This is a genomic window from Caulobacter sp. Root343, assembly GCF_001425745.1.
Lineage (GTDB): Bacteria > Pseudomonadota > Alphaproteobacteria > Caulobacterales > Caulobacteraceae > Caulobacter.
The window spans coordinates 404229-425914 of record NZ_LMDF01000006.1 but is presented as its reverse complement, the minus strand read 5'-3'; the positions used below and the strand labels follow the sequence as shown (position 1 = coordinate 425914).

The 21686-nt window shown below is 66.6% G+C and carries 18 protein-coding genes; 3 read left to right on the top strand and 15 right to left on the bottom strand.

Annotation, left to right across the window (positions count from 1 at the left end):
* Positions 1-190 precede the first annotated feature (190 nt).
* On the top strand, positions 191-2005 hold the full coding sequence (locus ASC70_RS09640) for an Ig-like domain-containing protein (protein WP_056049411.1): 1815 nt from the start codon (positions 191-193) through the stop codon (positions 2003-2005).
* A gap of 329 nt (positions 2006-2334) precedes the next feature.
* Positions 2335-2691 carry a hypothetical protein gene (locus ASC70_RS09635; RefSeq protein WP_056049408.1) on the top strand — a complete coding sequence of 119 codons (357 nt, stop codon included), beginning with the start codon at positions 2335-2337 and terminating at the stop codon, positions 2689-2691.
* 6 nt (positions 2692-2697) lie between these two features.
* Here ASC70_RS09635 and ASC70_RS09630 read toward each other — a convergent pair whose 3' ends face one another.
* From ASC70_RS09630 to ASC70_RS09580, 11 genes are read right to left on the bottom strand one after another with little or no spacing between them, the layout of a single operon-like run.
* Positions 2698-3909: a type II secretion system F family protein gene (locus tag ASC70_RS09630; protein WP_056049407.1), complete on the bottom strand. Its 1212-nt coding sequence runs from the start codon at positions 3907-3909 to the stop codon at positions 2698-2700.
* Positions 3902-5608, bottom strand: coding sequence for a GspE/PulE family protein (locus tag ASC70_RS09625; protein WP_056049405.1), 1707 nt, complete (start codon positions 5606-5608; stop codon positions 3902-3904). Before ASC70_RS09625 ends, ASC70_RS09630 begins: the two co-directional genes overlap by 8 nt.
* Complete coding sequence (locus ASC70_RS09620; RefSeq protein ID WP_056049402.1) at positions 5590-6330, bottom strand: A24 family peptidase; 741 nt, start codon at positions 6328-6330, stop codon at positions 5590-5592. Before ASC70_RS09620 ends, ASC70_RS09625 begins: the two co-directional genes overlap by 19 nt.
* Complete coding sequence (gene gspG, locus ASC70_RS09615; RefSeq protein WP_056049399.1) at positions 6330-6812, bottom strand: type II secretion system major pseudopilin GspG; 483 nt, start codon at positions 6810-6812, stop codon at positions 6330-6332. Before gspG ends, ASC70_RS09620 begins: the two co-directional genes overlap by 1 nt.
* A complete protein-coding gene (locus tag ASC70_RS09610) occupies positions 6785-7486 on the bottom strand; it encodes a hypothetical protein (protein WP_056049398.1) in 702 nt (233 codons plus the stop codon). Before ASC70_RS09610 ends, gspG begins: the two co-directional genes overlap by 28 nt.
* Complete coding sequence (gene gspD, locus ASC70_RS09605; protein WP_162247201.1) at positions 7473-9404, bottom strand: type II secretion system secretin GspD; 1932 nt, start codon at positions 9402-9404, stop codon at positions 7473-7475. Before gspD ends, ASC70_RS09610 begins: the two co-directional genes overlap by 14 nt.
* 2 nt (positions 9405-9406) lie before the next feature.
* On the bottom strand, positions 9407-9904 hold the full coding sequence (locus ASC70_RS09600; protein ID WP_156396173.1) for a hypothetical protein: 498 nt from the start codon (positions 9902-9904) through the stop codon (positions 9407-9409).
* On the bottom strand, positions 9901-10410 hold the full coding sequence (locus ASC70_RS09595) for a hypothetical protein (RefSeq protein WP_056049389.1): 510 nt from the start codon (positions 10408-10410) through the stop codon (positions 9901-9903). Before ASC70_RS09595 ends, ASC70_RS09600 begins: the two co-directional genes overlap by 4 nt.
* A complete protein-coding gene (locus ASC70_RS09590) occupies positions 10407-11249 on the bottom strand; it encodes a hypothetical protein (protein ID WP_056049388.1) in 843 nt (280 codons plus the stop codon). Before ASC70_RS09590 ends, ASC70_RS09595 begins: the two co-directional genes overlap by 4 nt.
* The gene (locus tag ASC70_RS09585; protein ID WP_056049385.1) at positions 11246-11815 is read right to left on the bottom strand and encodes a hypothetical protein; all 570 of its coding nucleotides are present in this window, start codon (positions 11813-11815) and stop codon (positions 11246-11248) included. The genes ASC70_RS09590 and ASC70_RS09585 overlap by 4 nt, the downstream gene beginning before the upstream one ends.
* Positions 11812-12237: a hypothetical protein gene (locus ASC70_RS09580; protein ID WP_156396172.1), complete on the bottom strand. Its 426-nt coding sequence runs from the start codon at positions 12235-12237 to the stop codon at positions 11812-11814. The genes ASC70_RS09585 and ASC70_RS09580 overlap by 4 nt, the downstream gene beginning before the upstream one ends.
* 219 nt (positions 12238-12456) lie before the next feature.
* Between ASC70_RS09580 and ASC70_RS09575 the strand changes: the two genes are divergently transcribed.
* The gene (locus ASC70_RS09575; RefSeq protein ID WP_200939207.1) at positions 12457-14475 is read left to right on the top strand and encodes an alkaline phosphatase; all 2019 of its coding nucleotides are present in this window, start codon (positions 12457-12459) and stop codon (positions 14473-14475) included.
* A gap of 37 nt (positions 14476-14512) precedes the next feature.
* On the opposite strand, the gene ASC70_RS09570 is transcribed toward ASC70_RS09575, so the two are convergent.
* The 4 genes from ASC70_RS09570 to ASC70_RS09555 form a co-directional block, all read right to left on the bottom strand.
* Positions 14513-15688 carry an acyltransferase gene (locus ASC70_RS09570; protein WP_056049375.1) on the bottom strand — a complete coding sequence of 392 codons (1176 nt, stop codon included), beginning with the start codon at positions 15686-15688 and terminating at the stop codon, positions 14513-14515.
* A gap of 145 nt (positions 15689-15833) precedes the next feature.
* Positions 15834-18725: a beta-galactosidase GalA gene (gene galA, locus ASC70_RS09565; protein ID WP_200939208.1), complete on the bottom strand. Its 2892-nt coding sequence runs from the start codon at positions 18723-18725 to the stop codon at positions 15834-15836.
* A gap of 429 nt (positions 18726-19154) precedes the next feature.
* Positions 19155-20546 carry an alpha/beta hydrolase domain-containing protein gene (locus ASC70_RS09560; protein ID WP_056049372.1) on the bottom strand — a complete coding sequence of 464 codons (1392 nt, stop codon included), beginning with the start codon at positions 20544-20546 and terminating at the stop codon, positions 19155-19157.
* Between the two features lie 370 nt (positions 20547-20916).
* Positions 20917-21147, bottom strand: coding sequence for a helix-turn-helix domain-containing protein (locus tag ASC70_RS09555; protein ID WP_056049369.1), 231 nt, complete (start codon positions 21145-21147; stop codon positions 20917-20919).
* Positions 21148-21686 lie beyond the last annotated feature (539 nt).

The window sequence follows — 21686 nt, the reverse complement described above, 5'->3', positions numbered from 1 at the left end:
GCGACACCATAGATTGACCCCACCCCGAGATACAGCTAATCGGCGGAAGCTTGGCTGAGCTTATACCTGCTCGTCAACATTGCATTTATAAAAAAACAATGTGAGGCTGTCCTCAATTTTTCGGGTCGGGGGATACCTTCGCATGGCGCGCTTCGGTCACGCGGCAAGTGCTGTCGCAATTTTGGTCGCGATGTCGGCTTCAGCCCAGGCGCAGGTGCAGACGATCTACACCTACGACGTGCACGGCAGACTTGTAGGGTCGGACCGCACCGGAACCACGACCGAATACAACTACGACAAGGCCGGCAATCGCTCGCGCTACAAGCTGGTGGCGTCCGGCGCCAACCACCCGCCGACGGCGAGCAACCTGACCGCCTCGGCGACGGCGGGCGGCAGCCAGGTCAACATCCCGATCCTGTCGAGCCTGACGGATGTCGATGGCGACACTCTGACCTTGTCGATCGGCACGCCAACCGTGCCCCAGGGCACGGCCACGCTCGCTTCGGACGGCAAGAGCATCAACTACTCGGCCGGCTCCGGCGTGGCCGCCGGCGACTACTACATCTACTACACCGTCTCCGACGGCCACGCCTCGGCCTCGGCCAACATCAAGGTCACGGTCTCGGCCGTCTCAAACCCCGGGGGCGGAGACAGCGAAATCATCCCGACGGCGTTTACCGCCTCCTCCAGCTATTCCAGCTTCGGCTATACCGGCCTGACCACGGCCAACGGCATGCGTGACGGCCAGTTCCTGGCCAACAACACGATCCACGGCACCAACTCCGAAGCGGACGCCTGGATCAAGGCCGACCTTGGCGCGGTCAAGACCGTCACCAGCATCAAGGTCGCGCCGGCCAACGCCGCCGCCGCCGGCTCCTGGGGAGCCAGCTATCTCAGCGGCGCAACGGTCCAGTACTCGACCGACAACGCCAGCTGGACAACCTCGACCACGATCTCCGGCGCGGTCGAAGGCGCCTACTCCACGGTCAACATGGGCGGTGTCTCGGCCCGCTACGTGCGTGTGCGCAAGCTCAACGACTATGTCGGCGTCGGCGACTTCATGGTCTTTGGGTCGGGCGGAACCACCCCGCCCCCGACCGGCAGCCCGCCCGTGGCCTCGACCAGCTACGCCACCGTCGCCTACAACTCCGCCAGCAACGTCATCCCGCTCAACATCTCGGGGACCTACAACAGCGTCGCCTACGTGACGGGTTCGTCGCACGGCAGCGTTCAGGCGGTCGGCTCGCAGATGTACTACACGCCCTTCACCAACTATTCGGGGTCGGACTCATTCACCTTCACCGCCACGAACACCTACGGGACCAGCAACGTCGCCACCGGCAACATCACGGTCACGGCGCCGGCCGCGGTCCCTAACGCCAACGCCGTCAGCACGACCGTCGCGGCCAACTCCAGCAGCAACGTCGTCCCCATCAGCTTCAGCGGCGCTACGCCCACGACCGTACGCGTGCAATCCTCGGTGGGCCACGGCACGGCCACCGTCAGCAACAATACGATCTACTATACGCCCACCGCCGGCTACAGCGGTCCTGACTCGTTCTACTATGACGGCGGCAACGCCGCCGGCTATGGCACGATGGCCCTGGCCTCGATCACCGTCACCGCGCCTCCGCCGCCCAATACGCCGCCTGTCGCCAATGAAGACGACATCTACACCCCCACGCTGTTCCAATCGACGAGCGTAACCATCCAGCCCACGCTCAATGACACCGACGCGGACGGCCATTCGCTCAACGTTATCTGGGTGGGGTCGCTGAGCTTCGCCTACGCCAAGATCAACGGCGTCGACTATGACGGCACCACCGGCTATCCGTTCAGCCTGGGAACGCTCAGCGTCAGCGGCAACACCCTCACCTACACCGCGCCCTACCTGAGCAACGCCTATGGCTCGCACTTGGTGGTGGTCGTCTACTACACCATCTCCGATGGTCACGGCGGCACGGCCACGGCCCCCGTCGTCATTCCCGTCTACTCCCAGCCGTGATCACCGAAGCGCGCGCCGCTACCCAGACCCGCGTCCCGCGCGGGTCTGGCAGGATCGCTCCGCTCCTCGGCGCCACGCTTCTCCACACGGCCATATTGATGGCCTGCCTGCTTCGCCCCCTGCCCGCCTACGTCCCGGCTAGCGGAACGTTCGGTGGCGCGGTCGCCGTCACTCTGACGCCAGGGCCGCCAAGTCCACGCTCTGACCACCGCACGGCGACGACGCCGTCGCTGGCCAGTCTCGAACGGCGATTGTCGACGAGCGCGACGACGCAAGCCGCCCCGCCGCCCGCGTCCACATCGTCTCCGCCGAGCGGTTCGCTTTCCCAGATGCTTGGCGAAAACGCCGGCGACGCGCCCAACACCGGCGCCAAGCAGGCGGGCGCGGATCTCCTGGCCTCCAGTGACGATCCCTATGCGCGAGCCTCGGTGTCGTTCCGAGGTGACGATCCAGCCAAGGCCACCAACCTGAAAGTCCAAGCCATACGCTGCGCGAAGCGATTTTCCGGCGCGCGCCTGCTGCTGCTCATCGATTCCAAGGGACGCCTTGTGGGCCAGCCGCGCCTCGTTTCAGGCTTGACGCCAGATCGTGCGACCGCCGTCGCCGCGGCTTTAGAGCGGTGCGGCCCCTTCGAAACCGCCGCTTCGCCCGGCGCGCCCAGATCCTACGAAATCCAGATAGACTAGCCGCGCCTATTGCAGCGCGGCCGCGCCCATCTGGCTGACGCCGGACAGCAGGCCGGCCATCAGAAGGCCGATAAAGCCCCCAAGTCCGACGATCAAGGCCGGGCCTAGCAGCTGCCCCATGCGCTCGATGCCTCGGATCGCCTCTTCTTCTTCCAGGCGGCCGGCGCGGCTCAGCATCGGCCCTAGCGATCCCGTCGTTTCACCTACAGCGGCCAAACGGGTGATGGCGTCTGGAAATCCTCTAACCCGCTCCAGGGCGGTCGATAGCGCCTCGCCCTGACGCACCTCCTGCAACACCGGTTCGAGTCGGCGGCGAGCCAGGGGCGAGCCCACCGCGCGGATGGCCAAGCGCAAGGTCTCGCTCATCGGCGCGCCCGCACTGAGCATGCCGCCGATCGCAAGGGCGAAGGCGCCAAAGACGAGACGGCTAGTGGTGCGGCGGACTGGCCCCTCGAGCAGAATCCGGTCGATCACCCGTGGCAGCAGACCCAATCTCTGCATCAGGCCAAGGCCCACAAGCGCCACGAACGCCAGAACGCCCAGGACGGGGAGGTTGGCGCGCAACGCGTCGCTGACGGCGATCATCGCCGCCAGCGACGCGGGCGGTTCCACGCCGGTGTCGGAGGTCAGAGGCGCGAGGACGGGAATGACGAAGAGTAGAAGCACGAAGACAGCCACCACGGTGCTTACGAGCACGAAGGCTGGATAGGCCAGGATCGAACCGAGCTTTTCCTGGAGTTTCAGACGCGAGAAGATCATCTCGCCGGCGCGTGCGAGGCCGCCGGCGAGGTCGCCGGACGTCTCTCCCGCCGCGACCATGGCCGAAACGAGCGGAGCGCGTTTACCGATGTGGCGACCGAAGGCCACGTCGAGCGCCTCGCCCCCGCCGATATCCCCGGCCAGATTGCGGCAAAGATGCTGCACGGCTGGCCGAGTAGACCGCGCGCCCAGGATCGACAGAGCCGTGCGCATGTCGGCGCCGGCTTTCAACAGGTCGGCGAGATTGCTGACGAGCTCAGCCGTCTCACGTTCTGACAGCGGCGCGCCGCGATATTTGCGCGGATCACGCTTGTCGCGTCGCAGACTGAGGGGCGACAAGCCCTCGAGTCGCAAGCGCTCGAAGGCTTGGGCCTCGTCTCTCGCCGAAACCGAGCCCCGTACGCGCTTGCCGGTGCCGGAGACCGCTGCGTAACGGAAGATCTGATCGCCGTCAGCCATGCACGGCCGCCACCACCTCGTCGAAGGTGGTCACCCCGGCCGCAACCTTTTCCAGGCCGTCGGCGAGCATCGCCCCCAGTCCATCCTGTCGCGCCAGGGCCTCGATCTCGGCCACGCCGCGGCGCTCGGCGATCGCCCGCAGCAGGGGCTCGCTGGCCAAGAACCCTTCTCCAATCGGCGCGCGTCCGCGAAAGCCCACACCCTGGCAATGGTCGCAACCGGCGGGCGCGAAGACGCGTGCGGGCACGACAAGGTTCGCGTCGACGCACGCCAGGCGCACGCTCTCCTCGGTCCGCGCCTCCACCCGGCAATGCGGACAGAGTTTGCGGACGAGCCGCTGAGCCACGACGCCGCGAAAGCCCGCCGCCAACTGATAGGGCTCCACGCCCATGTCCTGCAGGCGCGGCAGTACGGCCAAGGCGCTGTTGGCGTGAACCGAGGCCAAGACGAAGTGGCCGGTCATCGCCGCCTGGATCGCCACGGCGGCCGTCTCCGGATCGCGAATTTCACCCACCAGGATCACGTCCGGATCCTGGCGCAGAAAGGACCGCAGCGCCGCGGCGAAGGTCAAGCCAAGCCCGGGCGCGACCTGGGTCTGGGTCACATGTTCGAAGTGATATTCCACCGGATCTTCGACGCTGAGCACTTTCTTGTCCGAGCGCGCGAAGGTCTGGAGCAGGCCGTAGAGGGTCGTGGTCTTGCCGCTGCCGGTCGGGCCGGTCACCAGGAAGATCCCATGCGGCGAACGGGCCGCCTGGCGCAGGCATGCGGTCAGGTGGGGCGACAGCCCCATCGCGTCGAGGTCGAGGGGCACCGTCGTCCGGTCGAGAATCCGCAGCACGGCGCTTTCGCCAAACACCGTTGGCGAGGTGGCGACACGGACATCGACCCGCTTGCCCTGGATGACGAAGGTCGTGCGACCATCCTGTGGCAGGCGGCGTTCGCCAAGATTGAGGTTGGCGAGGACCTTGACGCGCGACACCGCCGGGGCGGCGAAATCGGCGGAGACGATCTGGTGATCAAGCAGGCGTCCGTCGACACGCAGCCGGATCTGCAGATCGTGCCGGCGCGGCTCGAAGTGGATGTCGGACGCGCCCACGGCGATCGCGGCCTCAAAGGCGGCTTGGACGAGCCTTGCCCCACCGCCTTCGATGGCGTTGTCGGAAATGAGATCGACCTCACGGTCCAGCCGCCTTTCGTCGGCGATGACCGGGGCTGCCTCGGAAGCGCCGAAGGCCAGATCAAATCCGCGCCGCAGATCGGTCGGCCGCGCGACTTGAATGGCGATAGTCTTGCCCGTAGCGAAGACGAGACCCGACAGCGCTTCGTCATCGAGCGGATCCCCGGCGGCGAAGAGCAGGGCCCGACCGGTCGTGCGCAACGGGAGAAGCTTGGCGCGGCGCAAGTATTCGGCGGTGACGCCCAGTTCGGAAAGATCCGGCGCGACCGGGGTTTGATCGGGGTCCCAGATGGGACAATTAGCGACAGCCGCGTAGAGCGCCACGAGATCGTCGTCGGCCAATGAGCCTAACTGATTAAGCACTTGCTCGACCGGCTGGCCGGTCCTGGCGGCCACAAGCTCGGCTCGCGCCACGGCGCCGGCGTCGACCTTGCGATCCTGGCGCAAGCGTTCAAGGAGGGTGGCGCGTCGCCGCTGTTGCGGCTCGAAGTTTTGCGCGGCTACAACAGTCGTGGCCAAAGGCCGCTCTCCATCAAAAGGCCTATGGTCATGCCCGACGCAGCGATCATCGGCCCCATGGCGATGCGACCATCGCCGCGCCCGCGGAGAGCGACGACGATCACAGCCAACGCGTAGGCCGCGAAGATCATCCACCAGGCCGCCACGCCGAGCCAGAGCGCGAAGGCGCAAAGCAACCTGACGTCTCCGAGCCCCACGCCGATATGCCCGCGCCAGCGTCGAGAAGCCTTGCGGATCAAGATCATCAGTCCCGCAATCAAGCCCGCGCTGACCAGGCCTTCCACCAGCGCGATCGGCCCATGCGCGAACGCAAGGCCCGCGCCCAGCAGCGCCACGACCGCCGTCAGCTTGGTCGGCAGAATACGTGTTCGCGCGTCGATCACCGCCGACGCCAAAAGGCAGGCGGCCATGGGCGCGAGCATCAAGGCCCGCCAATCGGGCGCGGCCGTCATGACCGCCGCGCCGAGCACCAGCCCCGCCAGCTCACCCAAGGGATGAAACAACGAGATCGGCGCGGCGCAGGTTCGACAACATCCAGCGAGGGCGACGTAGGATACAATCGGCGCCATCTCACTAAACCGCAGCGGCCGCCGGCAGCCGTCGCAAGCCGATCGCGGTCCCGCAGGCGCCGCGGCGTCGGTTTGGCGCAAAGCCATCGTCGTCACGTAGCTGGCGACGACACATCCCAATGCGCCGCCCAGCACGGGAAGGGCCAGGAACATCAGGACCCGTTGGAGACCGTGGTGGTGGTGGTGTTGGCCGGCGCCTGAAGATCGAGATTGACGCCCGTGCCGCCTTCCTTGTTGTCGGCGCCCAGCGTCGAGACGGCGAAGCTCTGCCCATCCGTGTTCAGCGTATAGAGAATGTCGCGGCCCCACGGGTCCTTGAGGGTCTTGGCGTCCTTCAGATAGGGACCCGTCCAGCCTTCGATCAGCGAGCCGCTGCTCACGAGGACCGTCAGCTTCTCTTCGCCGGTCGGATAGCGCCCGGTGTCCGCCCGGAACAGCTCGACGGCGGAGGCTACCGTATCGAGCTGCAGCTTGGCGGCCTTGGCGCGCGTTCGCTGCAGGCTCTGAAACAAGGCCGGAGTCAGGAAGGCGGCGATCACCGCAATGATGCTGATCACCACCAGCATTTCGGTGAGGGTGTAGCCTTCCGAGCCTTCTTCGGAGTCTTCTATGCGCCGGCGATCAGCGTGTCGCATGCTAGGGGGTCCTTCCGTCCTCGTGTGAATCGGCGTCCGATGACGACCGCGGGGCTCAAGCCGTTGCCGGTGAAGCGGATTATCCGCTCGTCGCGCCATCCGTCGGTGTCGGTGATGCTTACGCGCCAGATCTCTCCGGCGCGCCACTTGCTCTCGTTGTTGCCGGCCTCGGGCTCGACATAGGCCAGGCCTGGCGTCGAGACAGACCTGCCATAGGTCGAAAGCAGCGCGCCGGCGCAGGCGCGCCAGATCGTGGCCGAGGCCGCGTCGGCCGGCCAGGCCAGCCCTGCGCGCGCCTTCATCGCGGCAAGGGCGGCGCGCACCGAAGCCGGATCGCTTATGCCCAGTCTTGCGAGAAGCGCATCATCAAGCCCGTCGGCCGCATCAAGGCCAAGCTTTGGAGCTTCAGGCTCGGCGGTGATGATGAAATCGTGAGTGAGGGCGGATTGTTTCCAGCGATAAGGCGGCGCGCGCAAACTGGTGGCGATACTGAGCGTCGCCATGTTCTGGGCGCCGTCCAAACGGTACTCGATTTGGCTCCTGGCCCAGTCGGCGCGGACGAGCCGGGCCTGCATGCTGGTCACGGAGATGAAGGCGATCGCCATTGCCGCGACCGCCATCGAGATCACGGCCGCAGCCGGCGTGGCGTAGCCGTCCTGCTCAGAGCCGCCCATCGAGCAGTCCCCTCGCCTTCAGTTCACGCATGTCATCGAACAGCGACCGCATGACCCCATCACTCTGATCGGGTTCGACCATCACCCTGGCGCGCAGCAACACGATCAGCTCGGTTCGCGCGCCCTCGTGATTGTTGGTGCTGAAGAGACGGCCCAGGCCCGGAACGTCCTTCAGTCCCGGAATGCCGGTATTGCCGCTATTTCGCGTACGGCTAATGAGCCCCCCCAAAGCCACGACGCCGCCGTCACGCAAGGTGAGCGTGCTCTCGAACTTGCGCTGCTGGATCGTCGGCGAGTCGATGCCGGAAGTGTCGGTCTGGACAACCGAACTGACCTCCTGGGAGATATCCAGAACAATGCGGTTCTCGCCGGCGACGCGCGGCGTCACATTGAGGATGACGCCGCTGTTGCGGTAATCGACATTGTTGATCACGGGCGCGTTGGGCGTGGACGTATTTTGCGAGGTTTGGGTGACGATCGGCACCTGATCGCCGACTTGCAGGCGCGCCGTGCGGTTATCCAGCGTGATGATCTTGGGCGCCGACACCACTTCCACGCTGGTCCGCGATCCCAGCGCCGAGATCGCCGCCTGAACGTCGGTGTCCAGAAAGGTGAGTGAAAAGCCTGGATAGCTCGGCGTGATCGCGCCGGCCCGATTGCCGATGCTGCTAGCTTGAATGTGGTGGTCGTTGCCAAATACCGTCCAGTCCACCCCGAAACGGAAGTTGTCTCCCAAGGTGACTTCGAGGACCGACGCCTCGATCAGAATCTGAGCCTGCGGTCGATCAAGCTCGGCCAACATCCGCTGGATGGGCAACCATCGCCAGATCGGAGCCGAGATGATCAGGGTGTTGGTGTCCTTGTCGACCGCGACACGCACGTTCTCTTCGCCGCCTGTCGCGCGTGGCGCCGGCCCGCTGGAAGAGGCCGGGGTGACACCCGCGGTTTTAATGTCCACCGCCGTAGACGGGACGCTTCGCGACGAAGCTTCGGTATCGCCAGCCGAGACTTGACCGCCGACTAGGCCGGCCAGTGTGCGGCTGAGCGCTTCGGCTGACGTATTTTTGGGATGATAGACCCAGAACCCGGCCACGGCGTCGCGCACTGGCGTGTCGAGCCGCGAGATCCACGGCGACACTTCGTCCAGGGCCTTGCTCGTCTGCCCCAGCACGAGGATGCCGTTCAGACGCTTGAGCGGCAAAACCGTGATCCCGGAGAGCTTGGCCGCGCTGATCATCGTCTCCAGCTCGTCCGCCACGGTCGTGGCGGCGGCGCTGGAAAGGTCGAACCAGCGGATCCGCGAGCCCTGCAGACCGCTTTGGTCGAAGATCTTGATCGCCTCCAGCGCGGCCTGAAGTTCCTGGCCGCCGCCACCCAACACCAGCAGGCCAAGGCGCTCGTCGGCATAGACCACGGAACCGGGGCCGGAGATCGCCTCCAGCGCCTTGGCCACCTCGGTCGCGGACGCGTAGGAGAGCGGAACCGCGACGATCTCATAGCCCAGACGCCGGGCGCCCTCGCCGACGGGACGTAAGGCGGCCGAGGCGCGGGCCTTGGTCTTGGCGGTGACCACGACGCTGTCACCGTCACGGACGAGCGCGATGTCGTTGGCCGCCAACGCCGCTTCGAACGCCTGAAGCAGTTGAACCCTGGTCAGCCTTTGCTCGATGCGAAACGAAATCTTCCCCGTAACCGACGGGTCGATGACGTAGGGCACGCCAATCGCGCCGAACACCTCCTGGGCGGCCTGCTGCACATCGGCGTCCTGAAACGCGAAGGTATAGGCCGCCTCGCGTTCAGCCGCCGGCGCCTTGGCCTGGGCAGCGCTCGCCGCGGGCGGACCCGGCGGCGCGGCAAACGCGTTTGCCGACAGGGCGAAGGCGGCGAGTACGCCAAGACTAGCAACAGAAATACGCATCATCACTTCATGCTCGGCGCGCTCGCCGGCGGCGGCGGGCCGCGCATGCCCGGCGGCGGCGTTTCGGACGCGTTCGGCGATTCCGACGCCGGCCCCAGGAAGATTTCGCGCTCACCGTTGGCGGTCGAAACGACGACGCTGGCGGTGGACACCGTCTGGACGAGGACGCCCTGTTGTTCTTCGCCGACACTGATCCACTGGGCCGGCGCCCCGCCGATCGCGAGCAGCGCCGCCGCACGCGCCGGAGTGCGGACAATTCCCGTCAACCGCAGCGGAAGATCGGCCTGTTCGCCGACCTCCGAATGTCCCAGCAGCGGAAGCGCCAAGGCCTTGGCCAAGGCGTCGCTGGGCCGCTCCAGCGGGCGCCGGGTCTTGGTGGAGACAGCATCAAGCCGCGCTTCGACGTCGCCCAGCGCCTTGCCCTGAGCGCCGCCCGTCACGGCCCAGAATCCGCCACCCAGCAACAGACCGGTCGCCGCGGCGGCTCCGGCTAGGCTCATCCGCGCGTCCAGCAAAACACCCTCCCGACCATCGTCAGATGCGTGTCCGGCCCAGCCGCGCTCAGATCGGTGGTGTCCACAAAAATGGTCGGGGTCAGGCGACGAGCTTGATCCATCCAGTTGAGCACGCCGTCATAACTGCCCTCGGCCTCGAGCCGCAGCGGAATGGGCGCCAACTTGCCGCCGGCCTCGGTCGCCTCGCCCAGGCTGATCTGCACACGGCGCAAGGACTGAGCGCTTGCCGCCTGCTCCAGCGCGTCACGGAGTTGAATGGGAGCCTGGCCTTCGATGCTGTCGCACACCGCGCCCTTCGGAAAGGCCGCGTCATTTCCCGGCGACTTGGCCAAGGCTTCGATCCGACGCGTCTGATTTTCGAGCGCTTGGCTCCGAGACTGATAGTCCTGGGGCGTGGCGATGGCGTGCAGCGCAGTGGATGCGCCCAAGGCGAAAACAGCGGCCACGATCGCCGCGAGCGCCATCCAAAGCGGACCCAATCGCTCGGTCATCGCGAACCGTCCTGGCCCAAAGGCACGGCCGCGATCGGTTCGGGCGCAGCGGTTCTAAGCGGCTGGTTTTCGATCGCCCATAGCCAGACATTGCGCCGGATCGGCCGCGCGGAGCGCTTGAGTTGCTGATCGGCGAAAACAATGAGCGGCGGTCGCTCCCCACGCGCCTCGACGCCAACCAGCCCGCGCTCCCAGTGGAAAGCTTCGATCCGCGCTTGACCATCGACCGCCCCGCTGGTCGCGGCGATGTCGGCCAGCACTTCGCCGAGCGGCGCGCCGCGATCGGGCCAAGCGCGCAGGGACTGTTCCTGGACTCTCAGGCGCGCCTTGGCCGAAACGCCCCTGAGTTTTACCGCGGCCTTTTGCTCGGTCGAGGCCAATTGACCTTCCAGCTGGGCGCGTCGGGCAAGCGCCCCGCCCAGGGCCGCGACCAGGACGAAGATGGTCAGCGCGGCCGAGAGGCCCACCATGCCCAGTTGCCTGGCGCGCCGGGCAGTCTCGTCGGTCGACTCGAACACCACCACGATGGTGCGTCCGTCGACCTGGGCATGGGTCTCCAACCTGCCTGTCACCTCAGCGGCCAGAACATAGAATGCCGCAAATCGAGCAGGGCCGCCCGGCCGCCACGGCTCCAGCCGCTTGAGCTGATAGCTGACGTCCCCGGCCGGCAGGGGCGAGCCCAGGCGCGCATCGAGATCGGCCAGACGACCTTGTTCCCACGGCCAGCCGGGCGGTGCGACCAATTTGCGGACAAAGACCTTCGGCCCGTCCTGCGCCGGAGCGGGCCCGGCGTCGTCAGACGGCTCATCGACCAGCCTGAGCCCTAGGGAGAGGTTCATGGCGCCCCTCGGCAATCTTGGCTGATGAGGTCGTATTCGCACGCCGGCTTCTGCTGTAGCCAAAGGCGCGCCAGCGCGACGGGCTCATCACTGGATGAGGAGGATTTGCGCACGACAACAGCGCGAAGCGGCTCCCAGGCCGGCGCCGGCGGTGGCCGGGGCGTGGGTGGCCAGATCGCCGATGCGTTGCTGGCGGTCAGATATTCGAAGCGCAGATCCGCCGTTGTTGGCAGGCGCGTCGTTCGCTCGCCGCCGGCGTCCTCCAGAACAAGCGACGCCCCCTCCAAGCGCGCGGCGCAGCGCCCGCCAGCGCATGGGAAATCCATCGTTCGCGAGTCTCCGCGCAAGCCGTTGGCGTCATCGGAGCGGAAGATCCCGCCTGTCGACAGCGCCAACGTCAGCTGACTTTCCATTGCTCGGCGTCGCTCGACGTCGTTCAGCGCGGCTTGCGCCTGGCCTTGATGGCGCCCGATCAACATGAGGCCGCTGGTCAGCCCGCCGATGGCCAGGCCCAGGATCGCGAGAGCAGCCAACGCTTCCGCGGCGGTATAGCCGTCCTGGCTCATGTGGCGGCCGCGCGGCTACAGACGACGTTCGACTCGAAGGCGAACGTTCTGTGGCTCTTGTCCGCAACGATGTTGGCGCGCTGGACGCAGATCGCGCTGGCGCCGACCGCCATCACGGGTTCGGAGACGCTTTGTTTCCAGGAGAAGCTCTCCGTCCGCCCGCCGCGGACCCCGGGCTGAACAGGCGCGGTCTCGATGAGATATCGCCCGAGTACGGTGGCCTGCCGGGTTTCCAGCGCAAAGCGCGCGACCTCGGCGGCTTGGTGGGCGGCCGTCAAAGCGCAGATTAGCGTCGATGTCAGGATCATCAACGCCACAAGAGCGTCGATCGCCGCGTAGCCGTCCTCGACGCCTTCCGCGATCGGATCGGCGTTCGGTCCACGAACTCGCCTTGTAGCCTGCCTAAGCCGCGACCAACGCAACTCGACGCCCCCCGTCGCCAACCTTTGCGACAAAAGTATCTATTCGCAATCAGAGGGACGCATCAAGCCGCATGCGTAGTTGATCCACACATCTCGTCACGTACGCGGCATTCCGGCCCGCGCCGAAAGGGTGAAGAGTAAGCCCGAACGGGACCGCATCAGCGAGAGAGGCCGCCTATGAGGAACGATCGCCGGGAATTCTTGCGAACGGCGGCGGCGATGGGCGCGGTCCTCGCGTGGGGCGGTCGGGCGCACGCCTCGCGTCTCGCGTGGCGCGAACGCGAGGACCTCTATCCCGAGGGAGTCGCTTCAGGTGATCCGGACTCGCACAGCGTGATCCTGTGGACCCGGAGGCCCTTCGCGGCGGGCGCGCGGCATATGCTGTCGGTGGAGGTCGCCGAGGACCAGGCCTTTCACCGCGTGGTGGCGCGCGCCCAGGCGCCTGTCTCGGCGGCGGCGGACTGGACGGCGCGGGTCCTGGTCGGAGGGCTCCAGCCGTCGCGTGTCTATTGGTATCGTTTCGCCGACTCCGAGGGGAACGGCAGCCGCGTCGGGCGGACCCTTACCGCCCCACGCGATGACGACCAGCATCCGGTAGCCTTCGCCTTCGTCAGCTGCCAGAGCATCAACGAGGGCAAGCTCAACGCGTACCGCCGGATGATCTTCGAGGACGAGCGCGCCAAGCCGGAGGACCAACTCGGCTTTGTCCTGCACCTCGGCGACTTCATCTACGAGGTGGTGGAATATCCCGAGGAAATCGCCACCCGCTATGATCGCACGGTATATGAGGTCACCCGCCTTCCCGAGGGCGGAAAGACCGGCAAGTTCCACTACCCGCTGACGCTCGACGGCTATCGCGCTGTCTATCGCGGCTATCTGGCCGATCCGGACCTCAAGGACGCCCGCGCGCGCTGGCCGTTCGTGGCCATTTGGGACAATCACGAGTTCTCCTGGCAGGGATGGCAGAGCATCCTGAAGCCGGGCGACGGCGGGCGACCGGGCCAGACCCTGAAGGTCGCCGCCAATCAGGCGTGGTGGGAATACCTGCCGTCACGCTGCCGCAAGGCCGGGGGCGCGTCCCTGGAAACCTTCGATCCCCCGGTCGTGAAGGACGTCAAGATCGAGCGGTGGGACACGGACGGCCTCGGCGACGAGCCGAACAATCTCGCGGCGATCAACAGCCTGATCGGCTACCGCGCGTTCCGCTACGGCCGACATCTTGAGATGATCATCACCGACCAGCACAGTTACCGAAGCCAGGACCCGTTCGACCATCCCGAGCTCGACAAGCTGACCCCGACCGAGTTCATCGGCATGTTCCAGGAGGAGGCGGCGCAGGTGCTCGACGGCGGGCGGGCCTTCAACGGCGGCCATCCGCCCGCGGAGTTGACCTATAATGGCGCCAGCGTCGCCAACCCGCAGAAGGACGCGCCGCCGCAGACGATCCTCGGCGCGGAGCAGAAGGCCTGGTTCAAGGCGCGGCTGCGGGCGTCCACCGCCACCTGGAAGATCTGGGGGAATTCGCAAGGAACGCCGGACTGGCGGGGAGACCCGCAGAATCTGCCGGCGGGAATGACGAAGCCCTGGCCAGGCGGTTTCGCGATCCTCGGGGCCGGCGACTACGGGACCGCCTATGCGGAGCGCTCCGAAATCTACGACCTGGTCCGCGACGCCGGGATCACCGGCTTCGCGATCGTCTCGGGCGACCGTCATAGCTTCTGGGCCGGATACGCCTCGGCGGCGCTTCCGCCGGGCAAGTTCGAGCCGGTCGGCCTGAGCTTCGTCGGCGGTTCGCTCTCGAGTCCGGGCGCGCTGGAGTCCTACGAACACCGGCTGCGCAAGGATCATCCCCTTCGGCCTCTGTTCCTCGTCGACCGACAGGGCGCGGCCAAGCCCGACCCGACCTTCAACATGCTGCTGAAGCACGGGGTGCGCGCGTGCCTCGAATACGCCAAGACCTTCGACCTGGCCCGCGCCCGCGCCCTCTCGAACCCCGAGCTGTCGCCGCACCTGGAGTTCGTGGATCTCGGCGGACATGGCTACGCCACGGTGCGCCTGAGCGCGGAGGAGATGCGGACCGAGTTCGTCTGCATCCCGCGCCCGATCACCCGCAGCGAACGGCCCGACGGCGGCGATCTCCGCTACCGCGTGGCCCACACCGCGAGGCTCTGGAAATCGGGAGAGCGGCCGCGGCTCGTTCAACGGGTCCTGGACGGCGACCCTGGGCTCTCGATCTGACCATCGACCCGTCGCCGCCGTCCGGGAGGGGTGGCGGTCAGGGGCGCGTCCGGGCCAGGAGCCTGCCGGCCAACCACCGCCGCGCGGGCTCGTCGTAGAGCTTGAGGCAGGCATAGGCGATCGTGACCGCCGCGGCGAACACCCCCGCTCCCACCAGCGCGCCCTGAACGGGAGGAACCTTCTTGTCCACCACCCAGCCGGTGTAGATGTAGATCAGCGGGTAGTGGGTGATGTAGAGCGGATAGGACAGACCGCCGAAGAAGCGGGCGATCCGCACCGAGGGTCCGTGGGCGTCCTTCTGGCCTGCCCCGATGACGACGATCAGCGGAAACAAGACGATCACGCAGAGCGCTTCGTAGAGGCCGTTGACCCACAGCCGTTCTGTTCCGCCAAAGCGCGGCAGCGCCAGCGCCACGACCAGCAACAGGCTGCAGGCCGCGAAGGCGCCGCCGACCTTGATCCGCTTGCCCAGGCGCATCAGCAGCACGCCCGCGAGGAACGGGAACAGCACGCGCGTCAGGCCGATGCGAATGCCGCCGGCGTCGAGGGCCCAGCCGCCGATGACGTCGCCCCGGGGCCCGAACACCAGCAGATGGACCAGCGCCGCGGCCGCCACCGCCACGAGAACGCCCAGCCAGCGGTTCGACAGCTTCCGTAGCCCCACCGCGTAGAGAATGTTGGCGACGTACTCGTAGAACAGCGACCACGCAGGCCCGTTGAGCGGATAGATCTCGCCCCAACCACGGATTTCCGCGGACGGCGTCAGCGGGATCATCGCGAAGCCGAGCAGCATTACGACCACGATCCGCCAGGCTGAAACGCTCTCCAACTTGGGGAAGATCGAGAAGTGTTGGAAGGCGACGAGCGCCGCGCCGATCAGGCTGCCCATGATGATCATCGGCTGAAGCCTGATCAGACGGCGTTTGTAGAATCCCCATTGGCCCATGCCCGCCTTCCAGCGATCGTCATAGGCATAGGCGATCACGAAGCCCGATAGCAGGAAGAAGAAGTCGACGGCCAGATAGCCGTGATTGATGATCTGCTTCTGGGGATCCCCGCCCGCATAGGCTTCGAAGAGGTGGAAGACGACCACCATCAGGGACGCGACGCCGCGCAGTCCATCCAGGACGACATAGTGGCTTTTCCCGGCCCTGTCGGTCGAAGTCGCCGCGTCCGACGAAGGCTCGGCGAACACCTGAGTCCGTGGGGTCATGTTTCCTCCCGAGGCGGCGCCGGCCGCCTCAACACTCTTTGTCGGTCACGCGATCGCTTGGACCGCCCACCGCCGCTGCGTCGCTGGCGGCTCGAACTTGCCCCACGAGACGTCCCGTCGATAGACCGGCCGGTCCCGAGCGCGCTCACTCGAGCTCCGCGACGATCACCTCCGCTCCCATTCCGAACGGTTCGCCGGGCGCGGCGGCCATCAGCACCGCCACGATCCGCTCACCGTCCTTGGGCGGCAGCGTCGCGGTCAAGGCTCCGGGCGCGGCGTCGGTTTTGGTCGCGATCCTGACGCCGTCGAGATAGACCTCCGCCGGACCGGTGAGCCGGCCGAACACGAGCTTTCCGCCGGCCCGCCGCACCGTCGCGCGGGGCGTGAAGGTCGCGCGATAGAGGACGAAGCCGCCCTCGGGAACAGCGTCCTGCAACAGTCCCGGCCGCGCCCAGGTCCAGGAATTCATGTCGTGGTCGGCTGGCTTGGTCGACGGATCGGGACGAGCCCGCGTCACCGGCGACACCCGCCAGTCTGACAGGATCGAGATGGGCGCGGTCCGCGGCGCCATCGCACGCGCTCCGGGGCGAACCGACAGCTGCGTTTGCGCGCCCCGCAGCCCCTGCGCTGACGCCTTCAGGCGTAGGACCCCGCTGGAACCGCGCTCGGTCTGCACGATCACCTGGGCCAGCCCGTTGAACAGGCTGCGCGTGTTTCCCTTTTCCGGTTCATGGCAATTGGGATCGCCGTTGCCCAGACCGATGATCCGGCCATTGTCGATCTCGAAGGTCACCGCCAGGTTGGCTGTGGGGACGGCCCTTCCCGCCTTGTCCAGGGCCTCGACCGTGATCGGCGCGGCGTCGGCGCCGTCGCCGGTCAAGACGGTGCGATCGGGCGTCAGGCGCAGAGACACCGGCGGACCGGCGGTCTCGACGATCGCCTTCGACACAGGCCGGCCGCCGACATAGCCGATCGCCTCCAGTCGCCCGGGCGCATAGGGCACGATCCAGGACGGCATGACGAAGGGATCGACCGCCTGGCGCGAAATCAGCTTGCCATTGAGGCGCAGCTCGACCGCTTCGGCGTTGGTCAGCGCCATCACCTTGATCGGCTGCCCCTCCTTGCCCGGCCATGTCCAGTGGGGCGCCAGGTCCAGCAGGGGCCGGTCCTTGATCCACTGCGCGCGGTGCAGGAAGAACGCCATCTTCGGGAAGCCGCACAGGTCCATGGCTCCGAAGAACGAGCTGGCCGACGGCCACGCCAGGGGCGAGGGCTCGCCGCGATAGTCGAAGCCCGACCACAGGAAGGCCCCCGCCACGAACGGGCGCTTGGCGATCGCTTCCCAGGCCTTGCGATGCGTGGCGCCCCAGGACGCCGGCTCCTCGTCGTTCTCGGCCAGGATGTTGCGCGAGCGGTCGGTGAACCATTCGCCCCGGGTCATGAACGAGGAGGTGTCCTCCGAACTCATCAGCGGCAGGGTCGGATGCTCGGCATGGAACCGGTCGTACTTGTCGGGCTGATAGTTGAAGCCGACGACATCCACGGCCTGTGAGACGTTGATCGGGTTGAACATGCCGTCGTTCATCGCGGCGGTGACCGGGCGGCTGTCGTCCAGCCGCTTGACGGCCGCGACCATCCGCCGAACCATCTGGTAGCCCGCCTCCGTGCCCTGCATCGGCTCCTCGTTGAACACCGACCACAGGAAGACGCTGGGGTGGTTGCGGTCGCGACGGATCAGCCACTCCAGCTGCCGCATGTAGTCGGGGCTGGGATTGAAGTTGCGGTTCTCGTCGAGGATCAGGACACCCAGCCGATCGGCCGCGTCGAGCATCTCCGGCGCCGGCGCGTTGTGGGCGCAGCGGACGGCGTTGGCGCCCATCGCCTTGACCCGCCGCAGCCGGAAATCCCAGAGGCTGTCGGGCACGGCGACGCCGACCCCGGCATGGTCCTGGTGCAGGCAGACGCCGTGGATCTTCAAGGGGCGATCGTTGAGGAAGAACCCCTGGTCGGCGTCGAAGCGCAGTGTCCGGAAGCCGGTCGAGGTCACCGCTTCGTCGACCACCTGGCCGGCCCGCCAGACTCGGGTTCGCACCGTGTAGAGCGCAGGATCATCGACCGACCAGAGGCGCGGATCGTCGACGTTCAAAACAAGGCGGGCCTCACCCTGGTCCAGCGGCGGAACCTCGGCGGCGACGCGCCCCGCGCCCACCGCCTTGCCCCAAGGATCGATCAGCTGGGCCTCGACTTCGACCGCCTCGGCCTTGGGCCCGATATTGCCCAGGGTGGCGACCACCGGCAGGGTCCAGCGCCCCGCCGCGTCCCGTCGCGGATCGGCGTGAACCCCGTTGTCGGCGATGTGCACCGCCGAACGCCTGGTGAGCCAGACGTGGCGATAGATGCCGCCGCCCTCGTACCACCACCCCTCCATGGCGTCGGCGTCGACCTGCACGGCGATGCTGTTGAGTTCGTCGCCGTAGCGGGCGAACGGCGTGATGTCGATCTGCAGGGCGTTGTAGCCGCTCCAGTTGCGCGCCACGACGCTGCCGTTGAACCAGACCGTCGCGTGGGTGGCGATGGCTCCGAACTCGATCGAAAGGTGCTTGCCGCGATCGGCCGGATCCAGTCGAAGGGCGCGGCGATACCAGGCCTTGCCGCGCGGGCGGTAGCCCTGGGCGAGGTTCTCGTCCTTGTCGAACGGCCCCTCCACCACCCAGTCGTGCGGCAGGTCGAGCTCGCGCCAATCGCTGTCGTCGTACTCGGGCGAGGCCGCGCCTCCGGCATTGCCGGCCTTGGCGTTCGCGTAGGACCAGCCATGGCCCCTGATCTTCGGAAACGGCACGTCGCCGAGATGGAAGCGCCAGCCTTGGCCCAACGACAACCGCTCGCCGGGGGCCTTGAGCTGAGGACTGGGATAGGCGCGATCGGCGCGGGTTGTCGCGCCCGCCCATCCCAGGCCTGGCGCACCGCCGGCGCCCGCCAGCGCGACAGCCGAACTCGTCCACAGGAAGCGACGCCGATCCAAGGTCATGCTGCTCATCTCAAATCCTCCAGCAGGGCATCGATTTCGAATGCTGCGCCTGCGAGGCATGTTTATCCCTCCCGATGCGCGCCAAATGGCAACGCTGTCATCGCCCATCGACGTAGCCGATCGACGGAAATTATCAAGAATACTCCTCATACAAATGCTTCGAAATCACCGCGAATTCGTTCCCTTCCCCCGACACCGGTGACATGGCTTGGGAACCGATCCCGCGCCTCTTATCAAGCTCTATCCAGCGGAATCATTGCACCTTTGGACATCGGCATCGATCCGCCCGACGTGACAGACAGCGCAGGTCGCTCGCGAGCCAGGGGCCGTTAATTAATCAGACAATTCACAAGACGCTCAAGGCCAAAGGCCCGCGACCCACGTTTCAATGACTGAACTTGCGAGCGTCCGCACGATCGGGTCGAAGAACGGGCTTGCTCACCACATAGCTCCGCGCGCGGCCCTCCGGATCCGTTCGCCATCCTTCGGCAGAAGGAATCCAGCGGCGATACTGTCCCGAACGCTTCGGGCGATGGCGCGGCGGTACGCCCCCTTGCTTGAGTACAGAGCGCGCAAGCGGGCGAGATCGAAGGGCAAATAATAGCCCTGCGAGCGGCACGCCGCCGCGCCACTGTTCTTCCCTACGTTGAGGCCTACGGGAACGGCGACGTCGGGGAGCCGGATGCCGCCAAGCGACAGGCCCGACGCGTCACGCTTCAAGCGCCCCTCGGCGTCGAGCTGACGGACAAGACGCGGCGCGCTCGGGATCGGCGACCCTCCCCGAGACCAGGCGACCAGGCTGTCCAGTCCCGCCGCCTCGACCATATGGGCCGGAGACACGGTCCCGATCGCCGCGATCGTGCACGTCGGCCCGATCGCCGCCTGAACCGAGACGCCCAGGTCGCGCAGCTGCACCGGTTCTCGCGCGGCCCGCAGATGACGATCGACATGAGATGTCCCCGCGATCTCCCATTGGCGAAAGCGAACAGAATCTTCGGGCTGGTTCTCGGCGTCGGCGCCGGCGGCGTCACCTTCCGCGACCACGCGTAGCACGGGCGCCGGCGTGGCGGGATCGATCGTGGCCCCCGTCGCGGAGATGAGCAGGAACGCGTCGATGGTCCGGTCGCGCGCCAAACCGGAATTGACGAAGCCCGCCAGCCAGATCGCACTCTGCGACTGACCGGCGGCGACGACCGTGGTCGGCCTTAGCCCGCCCAGCAACGCGGCGGCGTCGCGGCCGCGCACGCCGGCCGCGATCTGGCGGAAGATATCCAATGCAAGCGGCTCCTTGGTCATGGCGCCGCCATTCTCGATCTGCAGGTCGCCATAACGAGCCGGACTCCAAGCTCGCAGCGCATCCACCCCGCCAAAGCCCTGAGCTGACACGCCGATCCAGGCATACCCCGATGCGACAAGGTGATCTTGCAGCGCCAGCCAAACGTTGTCGGCGTCGAAGCCATTGGAGTCGTTGAGCCATTCGAGAATCACCACGCCGTTGAAGCGTTCGGGACGATCGGGGCGACGGACAAGCACGCGCGTCTTGAAAGGCCTGGGCGGCCCCTTCGCCGTCGCGGTCTCGCCAGGATCGGAACCATAGGGCGTCGAAAGCGGCGCCGCCTGCCCGGAGACGAAAACTTCCTGTTCGACGTAGCCGTCGAAAGCCAAGTCGCGGTTCGCGGCGAAGAAGGGATAGAGGCGGCTCGAACTTCCCGGCGCTTCCTCGGCCCTGACCGACGTCCAGTTCAGATCTTGCGCCTGTGCGCGCCCGGTGACCGCCAGGACGAGCAGGCTCAAGACGGCCATCGAGAAGCGAAGCAGATTGAGGCGCATGCGCCCAAGGTCCAGAATTCAAAGCTTTCAGCAAGCCGCGTGACGTTTGCGATCCACCGCCGCGAAGGCGACCTATTCCAAGGTCCGCAACCCGTCCTTGTCAGACGATCAAACGTCCGGTTCCGGGCGACAAGCGCCCGGCCTCGCCGCCCGAGGGTGGCTAAGGGAAATATGGAAACTTACGAAAGGTAGTGGCGGTGAGAGTCCGCGCATAGGCCATATCAACTTGAAATATATCAACTATTTAGCGCGCCAAGCTGAAGGCCCACCCCCGCTTTGACCTCCGTTTCCAAAGCGGATGCACGCGGACGGCCGTGCATGCCGCTAGACGATCCAGGCCGCCTCGAGGCGACTTTCGCGCCTTGAAGCCCTAGCTGTTTTCCGGCGTCAGCAGTCGCGCCGGGGCCACCTTCAGTGCCAGCGCCAAGCGTTCGATGTTGTCGAGCGACAGATTGCGCTCGGCCCGCTCGATCGCCCCGACATAGGTCCGATGCAACTGGGCCTGACCGGCCAGTTCCTCCTGGCTCATCGCCAGCTCGCGCCGAAGCCGCCGGACGTTGTCGGCCACGATGCGGCGAAGGGCGGAGGGCGTAGCTTTCATCACCCTCTTCTGCGAAAATGATGACTTTGCGGCGACAGACGATAAGTAGCTTTCAGCCGGCAACCGATCGATCCGGAGGCCTAAAGATGAATGCGATGTCACGAGCGACCGCATGCCCGAGGGCGTCGTCGCCAGGCGCGCCTATTCGCCTTGCGCGCCGCGCCGCACCGAGCCGGCATAAAAGCCAGCTCCGACGCCCGTCTCGAGAGGAAAGAACGCTCGCCTGGGCTTAGGTGGTAGTGGATCGGGTGGCCCGAAGTCCGATTTGAACCGCAGCAATATGCTCCGTACTACTTCCATGAGATTCGTCAGCGTCATGACGACGTCCATGGAGGCAAACGGCACGCCCGGTGGGAACCGCACGCCAACATAGCTCAGGCCCGGCGTGTACTTGTCGAAGGGTGCTGATCGGGCGGGAGGGTCATCGTCGTCGCCTCAGTGATCGGTTGCATGAAGCCGTCGCCGATCCACGCTTGAGACCAAGCTAAACCTGAACCGCGGGCGGGAGTCGAGCGGAGCTACTCGGCTGCCGGTCCATC